Raw genomic sequence first — 18673 nt, 5'->3', positions numbered from 1 at the left:
TTTACCCGCTTTATAATTTCATAATTTTAAACGGTAAAAATATCCCTAAATAACTTAGCCACTATGAATAATCACCTTGGTAAAAGCCTGCTTAGCTGCATACTCTTTTTTGCTTTAAATGCCAATGCCCAAAACTATGTCCCTCATTTTAACGATAGCCGCATAAAGATTAAAAACACCACGCCGATTAAAGCTTATGCTTTTGATCTTTCGCAGGTAAGCCTGCTTGAAAGTACCTTTAAAAAGGCCATGAAAGCTGATGAAGCTTACTTATCGGTTATTGATGCCGACCGTTTATTATCTGGTTTCAGAAAAAATGCCGGTTTAACGCCAAAGGCTAAGATTTATGGTGGATGGGAAGGTGATGGTTTGGCCGGACACTCTCTTGGGCATTACCTCTCTGCCATATCTATGCAATATGCTTCAAGCAGAAATCCTCTTTTTCTAAAAAAAGCAGATTATATAGTAGATGAATTGGTTGAATGCCAGAAAGCCCGAAAAAACGGTTATTTAGGCGCCTTCGCCAATGAAGACAAAATTTGGGGCGAACTGGCAAAAGGCAATGTTAAAACCGGTGGGTTTGACCTGAACGGTGGCTGGGCACCATGGTATACGGTACATAAAATTATGGCTGGTTTGCTCGATGCCTACCTGTACACCAACAATAAAAAAGCATTAAGTGCATGCGTGGCATTGGCCGATTGGACAGGAACCACTATTGGAGGCTTAAATGACGGGCTTTTACAAAAAATGCTGTTCTGTGAATACGGAGGCATGGCAGAGACTTTAGTTAACCTCTACGCTATTACGGGGGAGAAGAAATACCTCGATTTATCTTACAAGTTTTACGATAAACGCATACTCGATCCGTTGGCCCAGCAAACAGATATTCTTCCGGGAAAACATTCTAACACACAGATCCCTAAAATTATTGCCAGTGCCAGACGCTACGAAATTACAGGCGATCAAAGGGATCAAACCATTGCCAATTTCTTTTGGAAAACTGTTGTTTACCACCATTCTTATGTAACGGGGGGCAACAGTAATTATGAATACCTGAGTGAGCCAGATAAACTGAATGATAAACTGACAGAAAATACCACCGAAACCTGCAACACCTATAACATGCTCAAACTCACTGGGCATCTCTTTGCAGAAAAGCCATCGGCCGAGTTGTTCGATTATTATGAAAAAGCGCTTTATAATCATATACTGGCTTCGCAAAATCATGACGACGGCATGACCTGTTATTTTGTACCGCTGCGCATGGGTGGAAAAAAAGAGTACAGCGATAAATTCAACACCTTTACCTGCTGTGTAGGTACCGGTATGGAAAATCATGTTAAATACAATGAAAGCATTTATTCGAGGGGAAGCGATGGTAGTTTGTACGTGAATCTTTTTATCCCCTCAGTTCTTGACTGGAAAGAAAAAGGAATAAAAATTACCCAACAAACGGCTTTACCTGCAGGAGATCAGACGAGTTTAACGGTTAGTTTAACCAAACTTTCAACATTTTCCATCCGGGTAAGAAAGCCAAAATGGGCTACCGGAACCACCATTGCCGTTAACGGGCAGTTACAAAAAATTACACCAGATGAAGCGGGTTATTACGTAATTACCCGTAACTGGAAAAACAACGACAAAATAACTTATGTGACCCCCGAAAAACTGTATACAGAAGCTATGCCAGATAATGCTGATCGCAGGGCGGTTTTCTATGGGCCAGTGCTTTTGGCGGGTGTACTGGGAATTACCGAACCCGATCCGGTGAAAGGTATTCCGGTATTTGTGAGTGCGAACAACGACCCTAAAGATTGGTTGAGTGTAGTGAATAAAAATGAACTGCAATTTAAAACTCAAAATATTGCACAACCTCAAGATGTTACCCTGGTTCCATTTTACCAAACCAAAAATCAGTATTACAGCGTTTACTGGGATGTATTTACCCCAGAAAAATGGACGGTACAGCAAAAAATATACGATGAGCAAAAGCGTAAACAGAAAGAACTGGAAGATAAAACCACTGATGTATTCAGGTTTGGAGAAATGCAGCCGGAACGTGATCATAATTTTACTGCTGCCAAAGAATATATGGGCGAAGACCATGGCAGCAAGTGGCGTGTTGCCGGCGAAAATGGTTTCTTGCAATTTGAGGTTAAGGTAGATCCAGCTTTGCAGAATACCATCATTGCTTCTTACTGGGGCATGGATAACCGCGGCCGCAATTTTGATGTGCTGGTTGATGGGATAAATATTGCTACAGAAGACCTGAACAAATATAAAGAAAGTCGTTTTTACGACATCTCTTATAAAATCCCGGTTGAACTGACTAAAGGCAAAAATAAAGTAACCGTAAAACTATTCCCTAAAGCAAAAAATAGTGCAGGCCCAATTTATGGCGTAAGGGTAATTAAGGAAAGTTTGTAAATAGCCCTGATAATTTAGCCCACAGAAACACGGAACACATGTAATGAAGCAGAATCCGCGTTTATAACGCGGATTATTGAAATTCACATTTGTAATGTGGCTATAACAGTTGCATGATGGGCGATAAAATCGCCATTCTCCTTCATCCTCGTTACAAACGAGGACGAGTGAAAGTTTGTAAACAAACCTGATAATTTTAACCACGAAAACACAGAAGACACGGAATGAAGCAGAATCCGCGTTTGTAACGCGGATTATTGAAATTCACATTTGTAATGTGGTGATCACTGTTGCATGATGGGCGATAAAATCGCCATTCTCCTTCATCATCGTTACAAACGAGGACGATGGAAAGTTCGCAAATAGCCCTGATAATTTTAACCACGAAAACACAGAAGACACGGAATGAAGCAGAATCCGCGTTTATAACGCGGATTATTGAAATTCACATTTATAATGTGGCCATAACAGTTGCATGATGGGCGATAAAATCGCCATTCCTACTCATCCTCGTTACAAACGAGGACGAGTGAAAGTTTGTAAACAGCCCTGATAATTTTTAGCCACGGAAACACAGAAGCACTGGATTAAATATAGTCCGCGTTTGTAACGCGGATTATTGAAATTCACATTTGTAATGTGTCTATAACAGTTGTCATTCTGAACGCTGCAAAGAATATTTATTAAAATATAGTTTACTGATTGAAAATAAATTGACACAATTACTTAAAGTAAAAATAAAGATTTAATTAAACTCGTTTTTATTACAAAAATACTTATCAATAAGTCCGAGAAAATAAAACTAAAAATATTAATCAACTCAATTTAAGATAATTACAAAAACATAATCAAATATGAAGTATAAATAAAATCTATATTTAACTGAATATCAAAATAATGTTTCATAAAAAAGCCCCGTAAATTTTACTTCACGAGGCCAAGACAGAGATGAATTGATATTATCTTTGAAGAATAATTTCAGTGTTATGACTTTTTGCTAATGGGAATCCGTACCCTCCTCTACTCGCCATACTTTTGCCTTTTACGGAATAAACACCAACCCCATTAACTTTTGCAGGCTGCGATAACCGCAACATGGCATTAGGTAAATACCCTGTTGCTTTACCTAGCTTTAAGCGAATTTCACCGTTTATCACATTATAATCTACCTCATCAACAGTTCCGGCATCAAGGCTAATCCAAAGTCCAGCAGGCGCAATGTAAACAGACGATTTTGCTGCCGTAGTTAATTTAAGATTAATAATATTGCCTGTTTTAGTCAGGTTACCACCAAAAGCCAGCCAACCAAATTCAGGATGTTGTAATAGGTATGATGATGTATTAACTGCATAACCAAAAAAGCCAGATCCATAATCGCCGGTAATGCCATCGTTTTTCAGGGTTGATGGATAAGCATGAAATGCTGCAGGTGCAAAACCTTCAGGAGTAATATTGGAGATTGCCCCCAACAAACCGCCGTAACCGGCACGCAATAGATAGAAATCGCCTGGATTTTTACGATAATCCATTAACAGAGGTATGGCATTGAGCGCTGAACCGTAATGATGAATCATCCGTTCGATCCGCGAAAGTTTACCTCCATAAAGAAAATCCCAATATCTTCGGGCGTTACCATTGTAGGCCCAATGCGGTACTACAGGCATATAGGCCAAGATGGCGTCGAGTGTTACTTTTGCTTTGTCCTGGTAGCCAAAATAGTTCGACCACACATAAACTTCTTCTTGACCTGTAGAATCCCAAGGCATCTCACTACCAAATGGATATTGTAAAGAGCGCCAGTGATTGGCACGCTTTTTCATTTCATTTTCCAGCCTGGTTGCTTCTTCTGTTAAACCTTCGTTTTTAAGGTCGTTTAAGATGAGATAAAATACCGTCCCTTCCATCTGGCCGAACTGTGCATAATAAGGCGCGATGTTAACCATGGCCATACCTGTTTCAGCCGCATCGATAAGGTGTTGTTTCCAGCTTTGCTCCTCTACGAGCCCACTATAATTACGTGCCAGCCGGTATAGTACCCAATGGGCTGCCGCAACATGCGGGTAGTTATAAGACCTGCCCAGGTTATCAGCTTCTTTTTTTGGCCATGCAGCCCATGTTTTAAAATTGATATCTGCGGCATAAGTACCTTTAGGGAGCGAATCGGGAGCGTAATAAAACAGGCTCTTTTTTACACCATATTTCTGAGGACCGCTATTAAGCTGTATTCTCCCGAACATTACACTGTCTACAAATTGTTTCAGTTTATCAACTTCTTCTTTTTTGGGTTGTACCAACTGCTTCATTATTGCCCCTAACCACGAGCCTGCGCCACCTTCATCGCTCAAACCTGCAATCCAGGCCCGGCTATCCTGTGTTACCTGCTGCTGTTTTTCATTGTCGTAGGTAATTACAGAAGGGGTTCTTTTAAAAACAGGATCGGCCTGGTTAAACCACTGCCTGCTTGTTAAAAAATTACCATAATTTGCAATTACATCACTTTCGGATTCAATTACTTTATAATTGATACTCTGCTCCAACCCATCCTCATAGGTAATGGATAATCTTGCCCTTCCCCATGTATTGCCCTTTATCAAGTAACTTTTCCAGCCTTTTTTGGTTGAGCCTGATGCGGCTATTTTCAGCGCATTTTGAGGTTGAACCTGAATGGATTTAATCTTTTTGGGATAGTTAAGAAACAATTTCCCTTCTACATCTTTAGGCAATACATAGCCTGGAACAGATATGGCTACCGGTCGCTTATTTTCGATCAATTTGCTTTCAATGTCTTTTGCAGTACCTGAGAGGATAAACTGAAGGGCATAACTGCGGCTTTCGCCAGGTTTTAAAAAGGTTGAAGTTGGCGTGTTCCATTGCTCAGCATTTTTCCATTCGTTTTCGGCATAAGCTTTACTGTACACCATCCATTCGTAAAAACCTTCAAAGGCAATCCCTCTTGGTGTCCGGTCGTCATTAAGCGGATTGTAAGCCTCAAACGGTGTGTGCCCCAGTGGTGTAACCAGCAGAGAAGGTGCATGCCCACTTAAGCGCGTAACTTGTAAATAACCAGCATCTTTTCCAATGTAGGGATCGTAAAATACATTTTTGGCATGGGTTTGCTCTAATGTGCGACCTTCTAAAATATTATCAAAAATCATCGGGATACCGAGGGCCCCAATTTCAACATTCTTATCTGTCTTGTTTTTCAGTTCGAAGCGCAAAACCAGTTTTCCGTTTAACATTTCCCAGATCCGTTTAACCTCCAAGGGGATATCAGCCGGAAGCGTTGCAGCAAGATCGGCCGCAGCGAGTATATTTTTACCTTGAATATTTTTAACAGGACTTCTTTTTGCTGCAGTGCTATAGCTTTTCCAGGTTTCTTCGCCAATGTAGCGCAATTTTAAGTTGATATCGCCCAAATGGTACAAACCATCTGAACTGCGTACTTTTAAACTATCGCTGGGCACAAAATCGAAATCTTTAACCATTTTAGGTTGAAGACCTGCTACCGTTTGTGATGAGTTAACAAGTTTTAGATTAAATGCTCCTGCATTGTAAGTCGAAAAGCCATTTTCCAAACCCAAAGTAGACGGTTTTTTACTCAAAGCAATCCATGGCGATTGAGCCATAATGACCTCAACATTTATAAAAGTTAAAACACAGCAAAATATTGCTTTAAAAGTTATTATGGATATGGCTCTTTTCTTATTCGGTTCTATAATCATAACGATAAAGCAGGTTTGGGTATCCCGTTTATCAAAAATAAAATTTAAAAGATAAAGCAGGTGCCGAAGTTTAAAATAGCGCAAAATCGGTAAAGAATTGGTGTATTTATGGGAAGTTCAGGTACTAATCCTGCTATCAAATTATTAACCATTTAGGGGTATAAGATCACTTAAGTATTTATAATATAAATAGCAAGGGTCTTCGACAGGTTCAGACTGACAACTTTTTACTAAATACCAGGCCATTAACTTCCCGCAGATTATACCCAGCAAGCAAATTAATAGCACCTGAGGGGAAACCCAACCCATAAGCACTGCACCGGGTGCCTAAACGTGATTGCAGCGGCAGCCCCGAACGGAATGAGGGCTAAAGCGGAAAGCGCGACTAACGTTAATTGAAATGCAGGAATTGCTTTCCTACTATTAATTCTTAACCATTTAAGAAATATAAGATCACTTAAGTGTTTATATATAAATAGCAAGGGTCTTCGACAGGCTCAGACTGACAACGTTTTACTAAATACCAGACCATTAACTTCCCGCAGATTATACCAAGCAAGCAAATTAATAGCACCTAAAGGGAAACCCAATCCATAAGCACTGCACCGGGTGCCTAAACGTGATTGCAACAGCAGCCCCGAACGGAATGAGGGCTAAAGCGGAAAGCGCGACTAACGTTAATTGAAATACAGGAATTGCTTTCCTAGCATTAATTCTTAACCATTTAAGAAATATAAGATTACTTAAGTGTTTATAATATAAATAGCAAGGGTCTTCGACAGGTTCAGACTGACAACGTTTTACTAAATACCAGGCCATTAACTTCCAGCAGATTTCACCCAGCAAGCAAATTAATAGCACCTGAGGGGAAACCCAACCCATAAGCACTGCACTGGGTGCCTAAACGTGATTGCAGCGGCAGCCCCGAACGGAATGAGGGCTAAAGCGGAAAGCGCGACTAACGTTAATTGAAATGCAGGAATTGCTTTCCTACTATTAATTCTTAACCATTTAAGAAATATAAGATCGCTTAAGTGTTTATAATATAAACAGCAAGGGTCTTCGATAGACTCAGACTGACAACGTTTTACTAAATACCAGACCATTAACTTCCCGCAGATTACGCCAAGCACGCAGATTAATAACGCGTGAGTGGGAAACCCAACCCATAAGCACTGCACCGGGTGCCTAAACGTGATTGCAGCGGCAGCCCCGAACGGAATGAGGGCTAAAGCGGAAAGCGCGACTAACGTTAATGAAATGCAGGAATTGCTTTCCTACTATTAATTCTTAACCATTTAAGAAATATAAGATTACTTAAGTGTTTATAATATAAATAGCAAGGGTATTCGACAGGCTCAGGCTGACAACAAGATGATTCCAGGTTGTTTAAATCGCAAATATTAAATGGGCCTGCATTTTACTTTTAACCATGCAGCTTCTTCTGTTGAAAGATGTGGCTGAAGTTGATGAAACACCTGTTGATTATACTGATTTAACCACTTGATTTGATCTGGAGCCAAAAGTGTTTTATTGATGATAGCGGTATCGATAAAACATAAGGTTAAGGTTTCGAAAGTGAGAAAATCGCCAAATTCGCTACTTCCATGAGGAATGCATAAAACCAGGTTTTCAATGCGCACACCATGTTGAGTGGGACGATAAATTCCAGGTTCAATGGATGTTACCATCCCTGGCTTAAAGGCTATATCTACATTAGCCGGACTAATATTCTGGGGCCCTTCGTGTACATTCAGAAAAAAACCTATACCGTGACCAGTTCCATGGCCAAAATTTATGGCGTGTTCCCAAAGCGGTTTCCTACAGATGGAATCGATTTGATAACCTTTGGTACCTTCCGGAAAAATTAATTTAGAACCTTCAATCAAGCCTTTTAGTACCAAGGTATAATCATCGGCCTGGGTTGATGAGCAATTGCCAATAGGCATTAACCTGGTAATATCGGTTGTACCATACAGGTACTGACCGCCTGAATCGACAAGAAACAAACCGTCACCTAAAATTTCCTGATCGCTTTCTGCAGTTACACTGTAATGCGGCAATGCACCATTTGCATTATAGCCAGCTATGGTATTAAAACTTAAGCCCACAAAAGAGGCTTGTTCGGCTCTAAATGTGGCCAATTTCTCAGCTGCAGACCATTCTGTAATCTTTTCTTTGCCTAAATGATCTTCCATCCATTTAAAGAACCGGGTTAAAGCAATCCCGTCATGTAACATTGCCTTGCGGATGTGCTTAATCTCGGTATTATTCTTTAAGCCCTTTAAATGTGTGCTTGGATTAATACCTGAAATTATTTTAGAATCAACTGGCAGGCATTTAAACAGTCTAAAACAGGTACGTTTAGGATCGATAAAAACCCTAGGTGCTTTTGGAAGGTTTTGTAGTGCATTAGCCACTTCACCGTATGGATGCAAAGTTACGCCCTGCTCAGTTAATGTATTGATATCTACCTGCGACAATTTTTGTTGATCGATAAAGAGCTTTACCTCTTCAGGGCTTATTAATGCAAAACTTAAAGTTACCGGATTATAATCTACATCATTTCCCCTTAAATTAAACTGCCAGGCCATATCATCAAGCGATGAAATAAGATGATAATCTGCCTTACTTATTTTTAAAGCAGCCCTTACCTGGTTAATTTTAGCCGAAATGGCGAACCCTGCAGCTTCTTCGTCAATTAAAAAAGCATTTCCCTGGGGCAACCCTACCCTATCTAACCAAATGGTATTGATAAAATCGACATCGGTTATCCCTATTTCGCGCTGGGCCAGACTATCCTGCATTTCCAGTGCCAATGCCACCGTAATGAGCTCGTAGTTAAAGCCTACCTTTGCACCTTTTGGCAAAATTTCGAGTAACCAATTGATATATTCAGGTGTATGCGGTACTTTCAGTTTTACCAATTCGTAACCGCTACCGTTCAGTTGCGTTTCGGCCTGTGTAAAATATCTCGAATCAGTCCATAAACCTGCGAAATCCTGGGTAATAACGAGCGTACCGGCCGACCCTGTAAACCCACAGGCAAAAGGGATGGCCTTATAATGTGCAGGCAAATACTCGCTGATGTGTGGATCTGCAGCGGTAATAATATAAGCATCTACATTTTGTACAAGCATTAATTGGCGGAGCGCCTGCAATTTTTCAGTGAAGGTCATGTTGAGGAATGTTTTACCGGGCCAAATTTAAATATTACATTGACATCTTAAAACAAACAACAATGAATAGGGAAATGGTTCAGGTTATTTTTGTGTAAACCCGATTTATATAACCAGGCGCTGGTATCGAAACCAACCCGCCACGACAATTAAATTATTTTATCCTCAAAAATGCTGGAAATTAAACGTACCGATCAATTGTCGGGGCTTTAACCACTTCATAAAAATCAGCTTCCTGAAAGCACCGTATTTTAAAAATCAGGGCTGACTCTCTTTGAGCCAGTGCATGGACACCTAGTGTAAAGCGCTCTAGAAAAAGTTTGGGACTGGCTTCTCTTTGACAAATTATCTGGTAACTGTCTTCACTCTCTACTATCACATCGAGCACATACTTAGGCCATTGTTTTTTAATCAGATTTGGCAGCCAGCTAAACTGCTGTTTATTAATCAAATTGCCCATCCCTTCAATTGCCTCAGGTGGAATATCTTCACCTACAATTTGGGACCAAGTGCCTTCAACTTCGGCAATAATACCCAGCACTTTACAGCCTGACAGTACCAACCAAGGATCGTCTGTACCGGCCCGCATTAACCGATAAGATACATCTTCTAAAAATTCCTGTTCAAAAAGGTAAATAATTTCGATCATAAGCTATTTTCAATTATTTATCGGCAGATTATTAAGTCGCATCAGTTTATCAATAGTACCGGCAAAACGTTTCATTGAGATCGGTTTTCCAAGATAACATTCAAAGCCTGAATCAATCTCCCTCACCTCATTTTCAAGGTGAGAGGATGCGTAGATTACAAACCTGGCTTTTGAGCGGAGATGCCGGGATAATTCAGTCCCTTTCATTCCATCCATATCTATATCCAAAAAAAGAAAATCGATTCTATCGCCGGCACTAATTGTTTTTAATGCATCAATTGGATTATTAAAAGTGCTAAACAGTTTCAAAAACCGGGTTTCTTCAATATAATCATGAAGTACATCAATTGCGTGCTGTTCATCATCAACAATTGCACAGCTGTAATACATAGGCAAATCAAGATAGGCTGTACAAAGCTTAACAATGTTAGCCTTAATTCCTATAGGAAGGCCCAAAAAGGGTAAAAGTACGGTAGTCTTGAACATACTAATAAGACAATATAACTTTTAGGGAATACTCGATAAAACCATACCTGCACTATATCATCTGCAAAAAAGTAATTGCCATATCCCATGCCTACAGATCAATAAGTGCCGATTTAGTCGTCACCCCCAACCTGATTGGAAACTGTGATGCAAACAAAGAAGTTATTATTTTATTACAGACCTGAGTTTGATTAATCTGCAAGCTAATTTATTTCAGGGCTTATTTTGCGGGAAAGATGCTGAGAATAAATTCAGCATGACAATAGCATCTTTTTAAATAATTAAAATCAAATTCAGGTTACGAATAAAATCCGCACATAAGCGGGGCGATAAACCTTTCAATATTCTACATATTGCTCTTCAAAATTGCCATCAGCGTATAAATCGATCAGTCCGTAACCAGGTGCCGTTTCTCTTCTGTTACCCTCCCACCATGCTCCTGATACGGCTCCATTGCATAGATAGGTTACATTATTGTATACTACCTTATCGCGCATATGCAAATGACCACTTAAACAGAGTTTTACATTAGGATGCTGATAAAAAAGGTTAATGATCTTAGCGGTATCGGTGTGCATATCGCCACCCAGCATGGTCCATTTGTTTACAACATCATCTTCTATCATCAAGAGCGCGGTAAGGATCGGAATGTGCGACATCACCATCACCGGTATTGTTTTAGGTGTGCTTTCCAGTTCATTCTTCAGCCAGCCTAACTGTTCGTTGCCCAATTTGCCGATATACCAGGTATTATCGATATCCAGGTGAGTGCTATCCAGCACAATAATTTTCCAGCCGTTCTGCACCATACTGTAATAAGGTTTAACCAGCTGTAATTTATCCATGGCATATTTTTTTCCATAAAAAACATCGCCTTTGGTATCTTCATTCCACCAGATATCGTGGTTACCCAAACAGTAACGAACAGGAATGCTGCATTCATTTTTCATGGTATTATTTACAAGCTTCCACTGTTCGTTAATGGTACCGATATTTTCTTTGTTCATATCGAAAACGATATCCCCTCCATTTAAAATCAGATCTACCTTTGGCGATTGTGCCTGTACATGGTGCAGGCATTTTATAAACCTAGCTGGTGCATTAAATTGATTTTTCAGATGCACATCTGTAAGGTGTGCAATTCTTAAAACAGCCTTTTTCTCAATAGGTAGCGAAGCTTTTGATAATGTTGGCAGCAAAAAAAGGCCACCGATATTTTTGAGTGCAGATCTTCTTTTCATGAAGCAGTATTTATCGATTTAAAACCAGCATTGCAAATTGCCCTGGCAATAAGAAAAAAGCGGTGCTGTGGTATGTACAGACACCGCTATAGGGATTTGTTTGCTTTGCTTTTTATTTACTTGGCTTTTGCCAGTCGATAAGCTTTGATAATTTTATGAAAAATCTGGTTATTAGGATAAACTCCATTGAAATTTTGCGAGCCCGGGCCATATGCAAAAACCGGGACCATTATACCTGTATGATCGTTGGTGCTAAATTCGCCTCTTACCATCCCTTTTTCTGCGGCACCATCTAGAAGTGTTAACCCTCCTGTTTCATGATCGGCAGTTACGATAACCAGTGTTTCGCCATCCTGATCAGCAAAGCGGAGCGCTTCGGCAATGGTACGGTCGAAATCGTGCAATTCGCTTACAAGATAAGGCAGATCGTTGGTATGACCACCGTAATCAATCTGTGCACCCTCGGCCATAATAAAGAAACCAGGTTTGTTTTTGGATAAAATTTGCATGGTGTGCAATAACGATCTTTTAAGCATATCGCCACGGCCTTTTATTACAGGCCGGGTAGCTGAATCATCAAGCAAAACCAATTGTTTGCCTTCGTGCTGTTTTTCAAAATCAATTAAACTATTGGTAACCTGAAAGCCTTTGGTTTTCAGATCTGACAAAAGACTGCTGTTTTTATTCTGTTCGAAAGCTTTGCGGTTAGAACCAACTAAAACTTCGGACTTGCTGCTTAATAAATCATTTGCAATAGCTCCATTGTAAGACCGGTCTAGTTGATGGGCGTAAAATACTGCCGGAGTGGCGTCGGTGAGATCACCCGCAGTAATGATACCACTTTTAATACCAAAAGCTGCCAAAGTATCGACCAGGTTGGTTTTCTTTTGATCATCAGGTCCCATACCAATGTAACGGTTATTGGTTTTATAACCAATGGCCATGGCGCTTCCTCCCGCAGCAGAATCGGTATTTCCGGCATCAGCAGCAGCGGTTTCGGAAAAGCCGATATAATGGAATTTTGCCATATTCAGATCTCCGTGATTGGCGATCAAACCTGCATGGATAGCAGCCAACCCCATCCCATCGCCGATTAACAGAATCACATTTTTAGGTGCTTTGTTTTGTCCGTCGCTCTTGTAGGTTGGAGTGTAGGGCGTATAAGGTTTTGGGTTGGTATAACTCAATTTATCCTGATGGAGATAAAAATCTTTCAGTTTGGCAGGTTTATCGGTATTGATCCAATCTACCCCAAGCCTTTCGAGCACAATCCACGTGTTCGGACTATCCTGCGAGGCCCAAAACCGGAAAGGTTTGCCCTTGCGGTGCGCCTGTTCTATTGTGGCTCTTATCTTTGCCTCATCAGCTCTGGTAGGATTTCCTTTTCCGTTCCATACGGTATGGTTTTTCAAGTCATCGCTGATCATCGCTACCCTTGCCAGTTGCTCATCTGTATAAGTAGTTGCCGGCCTGCCATCGAATGATAATTTCTCATCATAATTTTTAAAATCGGCTGGAGCTGGCATATCGCCACTTACCACTATTTTAATGGCATTGGTATTCTTTTTTGCATCGAATACTTCAGCATAACCTTCGAGCTCTTTTAGCAATACCGGCAGTACATGCCTGTAATCTTCTTTTACATCAATCACCAGTTGCAGCTTTAAAGCCACATCAGCATAAGGATGATTCCCTTTTGCTTTAAAAAACCGGGCCAGCGGATCGAGGTATATTTTTTTTAGTGTAAAATCAGGTCTGATTTCTGAAGCTTCGTGTGCTACATATAATTCGCCGTCTTTTAAAAACACATCTGCCTCAATAGATCCCATTTCGGCGTAATATGCCGTTAAAAGCGGGATTTCCTGTTTATAATCGTTATGGCTATGCCCACGGTTGGCATTTAGCTTTACCTGGGCCGATGCACTTTGCAGCACCAGCACAAAGGCCAGTGCAGCAAAGATTATCCCATTTTTTTTTACCATCCTGGGTTTTGTTTAATTACGCCTGCACTGTTATCGATTTCTCTTTGCGGCACTGCCCATACATCGTGTACCTGCGGATTAAAAGTTCTTGCCGGCCAGATTACGCTACCATCATAATCATGCAATGGTTTGGCGTAAGTGGCCTGTGCATCTCCCCATCTTACCAAATCGCGGTGACGGTCGGCCCATTCGCCCGCAAGCTCGTTGCGGCGTTCGCGTTTCAGGTCGTCAATAGTCATTCCGCTCTTTACACCTAAACCCGCACGAACCCTGATCTTGTTCAGTTCAGTATCGCCTGCTCCTGCGCCATTTAAATTAATGGCGGCTTCAGCCTTGATCAGCAATACTTCTGCATAACGCATTAAAGGCACATTTAAATCAGTAGTTCCATTATCACCATTAGGGTTAACATGTGTTGGTATCGGGTTGGCATAAGAAAAAGGCTCCATGTATTTTTTAAACTGGTAATTTGAAGTTGCTCCTCCGTCTTTAGTAAAACTGCGCTCTACACCAAAAAACATAAATTTATCGCCTGGTTTTAAAATGGTAGCTTCGCGACGTTGATCGCCGGCTTCATAAGAATCGTAAAGTTCTTTGGTTGGCAGGTAATAACCCCATCCATTATAAATACCCCATGCTTTGTTGGTTAGCATTACTCCCGGAAGTTTGCTGCCCCATCCTGTTCCGCCTCCGTTTGGCGTACAAACTACCGACCAGATGTACTCTTTCGACCAGTTGTTAGCCGCTTTAAACACATCTGCAAAGCCTGTATTAATTAAATCATGCTGTCCAGAATTGATTACCATATCTGCATATTTGGCAGCATTTGCATAATCTTTCTTATAAAGATAAACTTTTGAAAGATAAGCCCATGCAGCGGTTTTATGTGCTTTACCATAATCAGTAGGTTTCATGGCCGAAAAGAACGAAAGATTATCGGCTGCCTTTAACAGGAGCGAAATAATATAATCGTAGTTTTCGTTTACATTGTTAGCACGTGGAATGGGCTGAGAGGCATCGGTTTCTGGCTTAACAATCGGCACACCGGCTTTATCGTTACCATAATTTGCGGCCAGTTGAAAATAGACCAGACCGGCGTTGAAATAAGCATCACCGATGATCTGTTTCTTTAAGCTTTCGTCCATATTGATACCCGGCACCCTGGTGATGATATCATTGGCGCGTTTGATGATGGCATAGCGCATACTCCACTGCGATTCAGTATAACCTCCGCCCACATAATTACGGTTAAAGTTTTTAATATTATCGGCCTCTGGTTTGTTACGGCCGGTAACCATATCATCGCTGGCATTGATGAACCAGAACATTCCGCGACCGTAAAAATCCTCTGCATTATAGAGTTCGTACATTCCGCCTTCGGCTTTCAATGCATCTTCTTTTGTTTTCCAGAAATTTTGTGCGGATGGAGAACCTTCTGGTGTAATATCAAGCTGTTTGGTGCACGATGAAAAAACAGCAAGAGCGGCAAAAGCCATATATTTTAAATTCGTTTTCATTGTTGTGGTGATTATAAATTTACACTTAAACCAAAGATAAAGCTGCGTGCCTGCGGATAACGGCCAACATCCAGTCCGTTGTTATCCATTCCAATCTCCGGATCAAAACCTGAGTATTTAGTGATGGTGAAAAGGTTGTTTGCTGTGGCATAAACCCTAACTCCACCTGTTTTTAATTTATTGGCAAGCGATTTTGGCAAACTATAACCCAGGGTTACGTTACGGATACGCAGGTAAGAACCGTTTTCTACATAAAAATCTGAAGCATTAAAGTTTCCGTTGGCATCACTTGTCGAAATAATCGGCACTTTGCCTCCAGGATTTTCAGGCGACCATGCATCTAAAATACCTATCAGCTTGTTATATGAAGGACCACTGGCACTATAAGTCGTACGTTTTACCGCGTTGAATAATTTATTGCCCTGCACCCCCTGTGCAAAAATATTAAAGTCGAAATTTTTATAACTTGCGTTAAAACTCAATCCATAAGAGAAATCAGGATAAGCACTTCCGGCAAAATAACGGTCTTTGCTATCAATAACTCCATCGCCATTGATATCTACAAATTTAAAATCGCCCGCTTTGGCATTCGGCTGGATTTTTTGTCCGCTGGCATTTTTATAGTTATCGGCTTCTGCCTGGCTTTGGAAAATACCATCTGTTTTTAATACATAATAGCTATACAACGGTTGACCTACCCTAATGGCAAGAGGAGCAAGCTCGTTACGGAAGTTGGTACCTACGGCAATGTTCTGTAAACCTGGTGCCAGTTCTTCTACCTTATTGTTGATTTTGGTCAGGGTAGCATTTACAGTGTAGGTGAAAGCTTTGTTTTTGTCGCTGTTATAAGTTAAACCTAATTCAATACCCTTATCTTTTACAATACCTGCATTAATGGTTTGCGTATTTAAACCAGCCGTTCCTGGAAGTGTTCTGGTTAAGATCATTTTATTGGTTTCTTTGATAAAATAATCAGCAACTAAATTAAACCTGCCAAATACAGCTAAATCAAGTCCCAGGTTGGTTTGTTTTGACTCGGCCCAGGTAAGGTTTTTATTGGCCAACACTGTTTGTACATAACCGTTCTGTAAAGTCGGGCTTTGTCCGAAATAACTTTGGGTTGCATTTAACAGAGGATTTACTGCCGATGAAGAAAGGCTACCCAGGTTTCCTAAAATACCATAACTGCCCCTTAATTTAAGCTCATTTAACCATCGGGTATCCTTTAAGAAATCTTCCTTGCTGATTACCCAACCTGCCGAAACTGATCCGTAATTTTTGAACCTGTTTTCTTTAGTCAACATGGAAGAACCATCACGGCGACCGATCAATGATAGAAGGTATTTTTCTCCATAGTTATAATTTGCCCTTAAAAACAATGAAGAAAGTGCTTTAGTATCAAAATAACTTGAAGATGGCTGGATTACCGTTGCATTAACCAGGTACCTGTATTGAGGCGATTCATCATCAAAACCGGCACCCGAAGCATATAACCCGCTGCTTTTGGTTCTCTGGAAAGTATAACCACCGGTAAACTCTAACTGATGCTGGGCAAAAGAAGTTTTATAGTTCAAAACCTGTTCAGCTAAGAGATCGGTGGCTTTATCGCTTCTTTCTACTAAACTATTGCTTAGCACCGGTTTTCCTACCTCTGGTCTTTTTGGAGTAAAGTTTTTAAATGCAGCATCCGATTTAGTAACGCTTAAGTTCGACCTGAAAGTTAAACCTTTGGCTAATTTAAGGTTGGCATAAGGATTAATCACCAACACATTTACCGGGTTATTGATATCAATACGCATTAAATCTGCAACAGGGTTAATAATATCGCCATAGTCTCCGGCATACGGCCCTGGTAAACCCGCAAAACTTCCATCGGCATTATAGGGCGTCCCGTTGGTTGGGTAGTAAATAGCCGAAAGTAAAGCGCCTGTATAATCGCTGCTGGTATTGGCTCCATTTCCGTTGGTACTGCTGTACGATAGGTTTTCGCCCACTTTTAACCAATTGCTTACCTCATGCTCGGTGTTGATGCGGAAGTTGTAACGTTTGGTTTTGGTGTTTAATACAATTCCTTCGGCATTGCGGTAATTGAAACTTAAATAATAATTCGATTTTTCAGAGCCCCCGTTAATAGCGGCGTTGTAATCTTGCAATAAACCATCTCTAAACACTTCATCCATCCAATTGGTACGGGTAATCTGTCCGTCAGGATATTTAGAAGGGTCAAAAGCAGGTAATATGGTAGTACCACCATTTTTAGCTGCAGTTGCCGCAACCTGTGCACGTTGTTGTGCATTTAATGGCTGTAGTTTTCTCCAGGCACTTTGTTGACCAAGTTTGGCATCAAAACTGATCTGCATTTTACCGTTTTTGCCTTTTTTGGTGGTAATTAACACCACACCTCCCGAAGCCCTCGCGCCGTAAATGGCGGCAGAAGCGTCTTTTAATACCGAAATCGATTCGATATCGTTAGGGTTAAGTTGCGGGGTACCCGAAAAGATAGATCCATCAATTACATAAAGAACATTTTCTCCATTAATACCACCCGCGCCGCGGATGTTGATACGTGGAGCAGAAGTTGGATCTCCGCCCTCATTGGTTACAATCACACCAGGCGACTTTCCGGCCAGTACCTCACCCACACTGTTTAACGAGCGCGAAGAAAGTTTATCCAGGCCAACAATGCTGATTGCACCGGTAAGTGTTTCTTTTTTCTGGGTACCGTACCCCACCACCACTACATCAGCAAGTGTAGAACGTTCTTCGCTCAAAACCATATTGATTACCTGGCTATCGCCAACTTTTACCTCTTTGGTGCGGTAACCGATCATGGAAAACGAAAGCACGGCATCAGCACCAACTTCAATACGGTAAGCACCATTTCCGTCAGTAATGGTACCGCTTTGCGTGCCCAATACTTTGACCGAAACGCCCGGAAGTGCCAAACCTGTGGTATCTTTTACTACCCCAGTGATGATCCGGTCTGGTTTGTTGATTACGGCGTTGTTTAAAATCACGTATCCGCCTTTTTCCAGCACTTGTAAGCCTAGCCTGTCTAAAAGCGACCTTACCGGCTCTGTGGTGAAATCGCCGCTTACCAACATGTTTTTTTGTTGTAACTGGTCTGGATTGTACACAAAACTAAGCCCAGTACGGGATTCGATTTCTTTGATGATTTCGGTCATTTTACGGCCTTTATTTATGGTAATATTAACCGTTGTATTCTCTAATTTTTGCGCCATTCCTGCCGAAGCCAGAATAGAGCTGCAAAAAATACAGAGGATTGTAAATGTTAAACATGAGTATTTCATGATCTTATAAAGAGCTGTTTTCCTCTTAGGGGAGGTTGTTTTCATTGCTTAATTTGTTTTGTTTTATTTTTGTAAAGCTTTAATTATACTGGCCTGTACTGCCAGGAAGAAAGATTGCGGCGACCAGTCTGACCGGTACCGTAGATAATTTCTATA

Annotated in this window: 9 protein-coding genes; 1 reads left to right on the top strand and 8 read right to left on the bottom strand. The window is 40.8% G+C overall.

The window, feature by feature from the left end; all coding sequences use genetic code 11:
* Positions 1-63 precede the first annotated feature (63 nt).
* Entirely contained in the window at positions 64-2430 is a 2367-nt protein-coding gene (locus ACFSR6_RS03110) for a beta-L-arabinofuranosidase domain-containing protein (protein ID WP_379074785.1), read from the top strand.
* Positions 2431-3389: 959 nt separating this feature from the next.
* On the opposite strand, the gene ACFSR6_RS03105 is transcribed toward ACFSR6_RS03110, so the two are convergent.
* From ACFSR6_RS03105 to ACFSR6_RS03070, 8 genes are all read right to left on the bottom strand, one after another.
* The gene (locus tag ACFSR6_RS03105) at positions 3390-6152 is read right to left on the bottom strand and encodes a DUF5695 domain-containing protein (RefSeq protein ID WP_379074782.1); all 2763 of its coding nucleotides are present in this window, start codon (positions 6150-6152) and stop codon (positions 3390-3392) included.
* A gap of 1403 nt (positions 6153-7555) precedes the next feature.
* Positions 7556-9331 (bottom strand): aminopeptidase P family protein, encoded by a 1776-nt coding sequence (locus tag ACFSR6_RS03100; RefSeq protein WP_379074779.1) that lies wholly within the window; start codon positions 9329-9331, stop codon positions 7556-7558.
* A gap of 181 nt (positions 9332-9512) precedes the next feature.
* On the bottom strand, positions 9513-9980 hold the full coding sequence (locus ACFSR6_RS03095; RefSeq protein WP_379074777.1) for a hypothetical protein: 468 nt from the start codon (positions 9978-9980) through the stop codon (positions 9513-9515).
* 9 nt (positions 9981-9989) lie between these two features.
* The gene (locus tag ACFSR6_RS03090) at positions 9990-10466 is read right to left on the bottom strand and encodes a LytR/AlgR family response regulator transcription factor (protein WP_379074774.1); all 477 of its coding nucleotides are present in this window, start codon (positions 10464-10466) and stop codon (positions 9990-9992) included.
* Between the two features lie 338 nt (positions 10467-10804).
* The gene (locus ACFSR6_RS03085) at positions 10805-11707 is read right to left on the bottom strand and encodes a metallophosphoesterase family protein (RefSeq protein ID WP_379074771.1); all 903 of its coding nucleotides are present in this window, start codon (positions 11705-11707) and stop codon (positions 10805-10807) included.
* 116 nt (positions 11708-11823) lie between these two features.
* A complete protein-coding gene (locus ACFSR6_RS03080) occupies positions 11824-13689 on the bottom strand; it encodes an alkaline phosphatase (RefSeq protein WP_379074769.1) in 1866 nt (621 codons plus the stop codon).
* The gene (locus ACFSR6_RS03075; protein WP_379074766.1) at positions 13683-15206 is read right to left on the bottom strand and encodes a RagB/SusD family nutrient uptake outer membrane protein; all 1524 of its coding nucleotides are present in this window, start codon (positions 15204-15206) and stop codon (positions 13683-13685) included. Before ACFSR6_RS03075 ends, ACFSR6_RS03080 begins: the two co-directional genes overlap by 7 nt.
* A gap of 11 nt (positions 15207-15217) precedes the next feature.
* Positions 15218-18517 (bottom strand): SusC/RagA family TonB-linked outer membrane protein, encoded by a 3300-nt coding sequence (locus ACFSR6_RS03070; protein WP_379074763.1) that lies wholly within the window; start codon positions 18515-18517, stop codon positions 15218-15220.
* Between the last annotated feature and the right edge of the window lie 156 nt (positions 18518-18673).

It is taken from the genome of Pedobacter vanadiisoli (assembly GCF_042684385.1).
In the GTDB taxonomy this organism is placed as follows: Bacteria; Bacteroidota; Bacteroidia; order Sphingobacteriales; family Sphingobacteriaceae; genus Pedobacter; species Pedobacter vanadiisoli.
The sequence above is the reverse complement of the archived record's forward strand: the minus strand, read 5'-3'. Positions and strand labels throughout refer to the sequence as shown.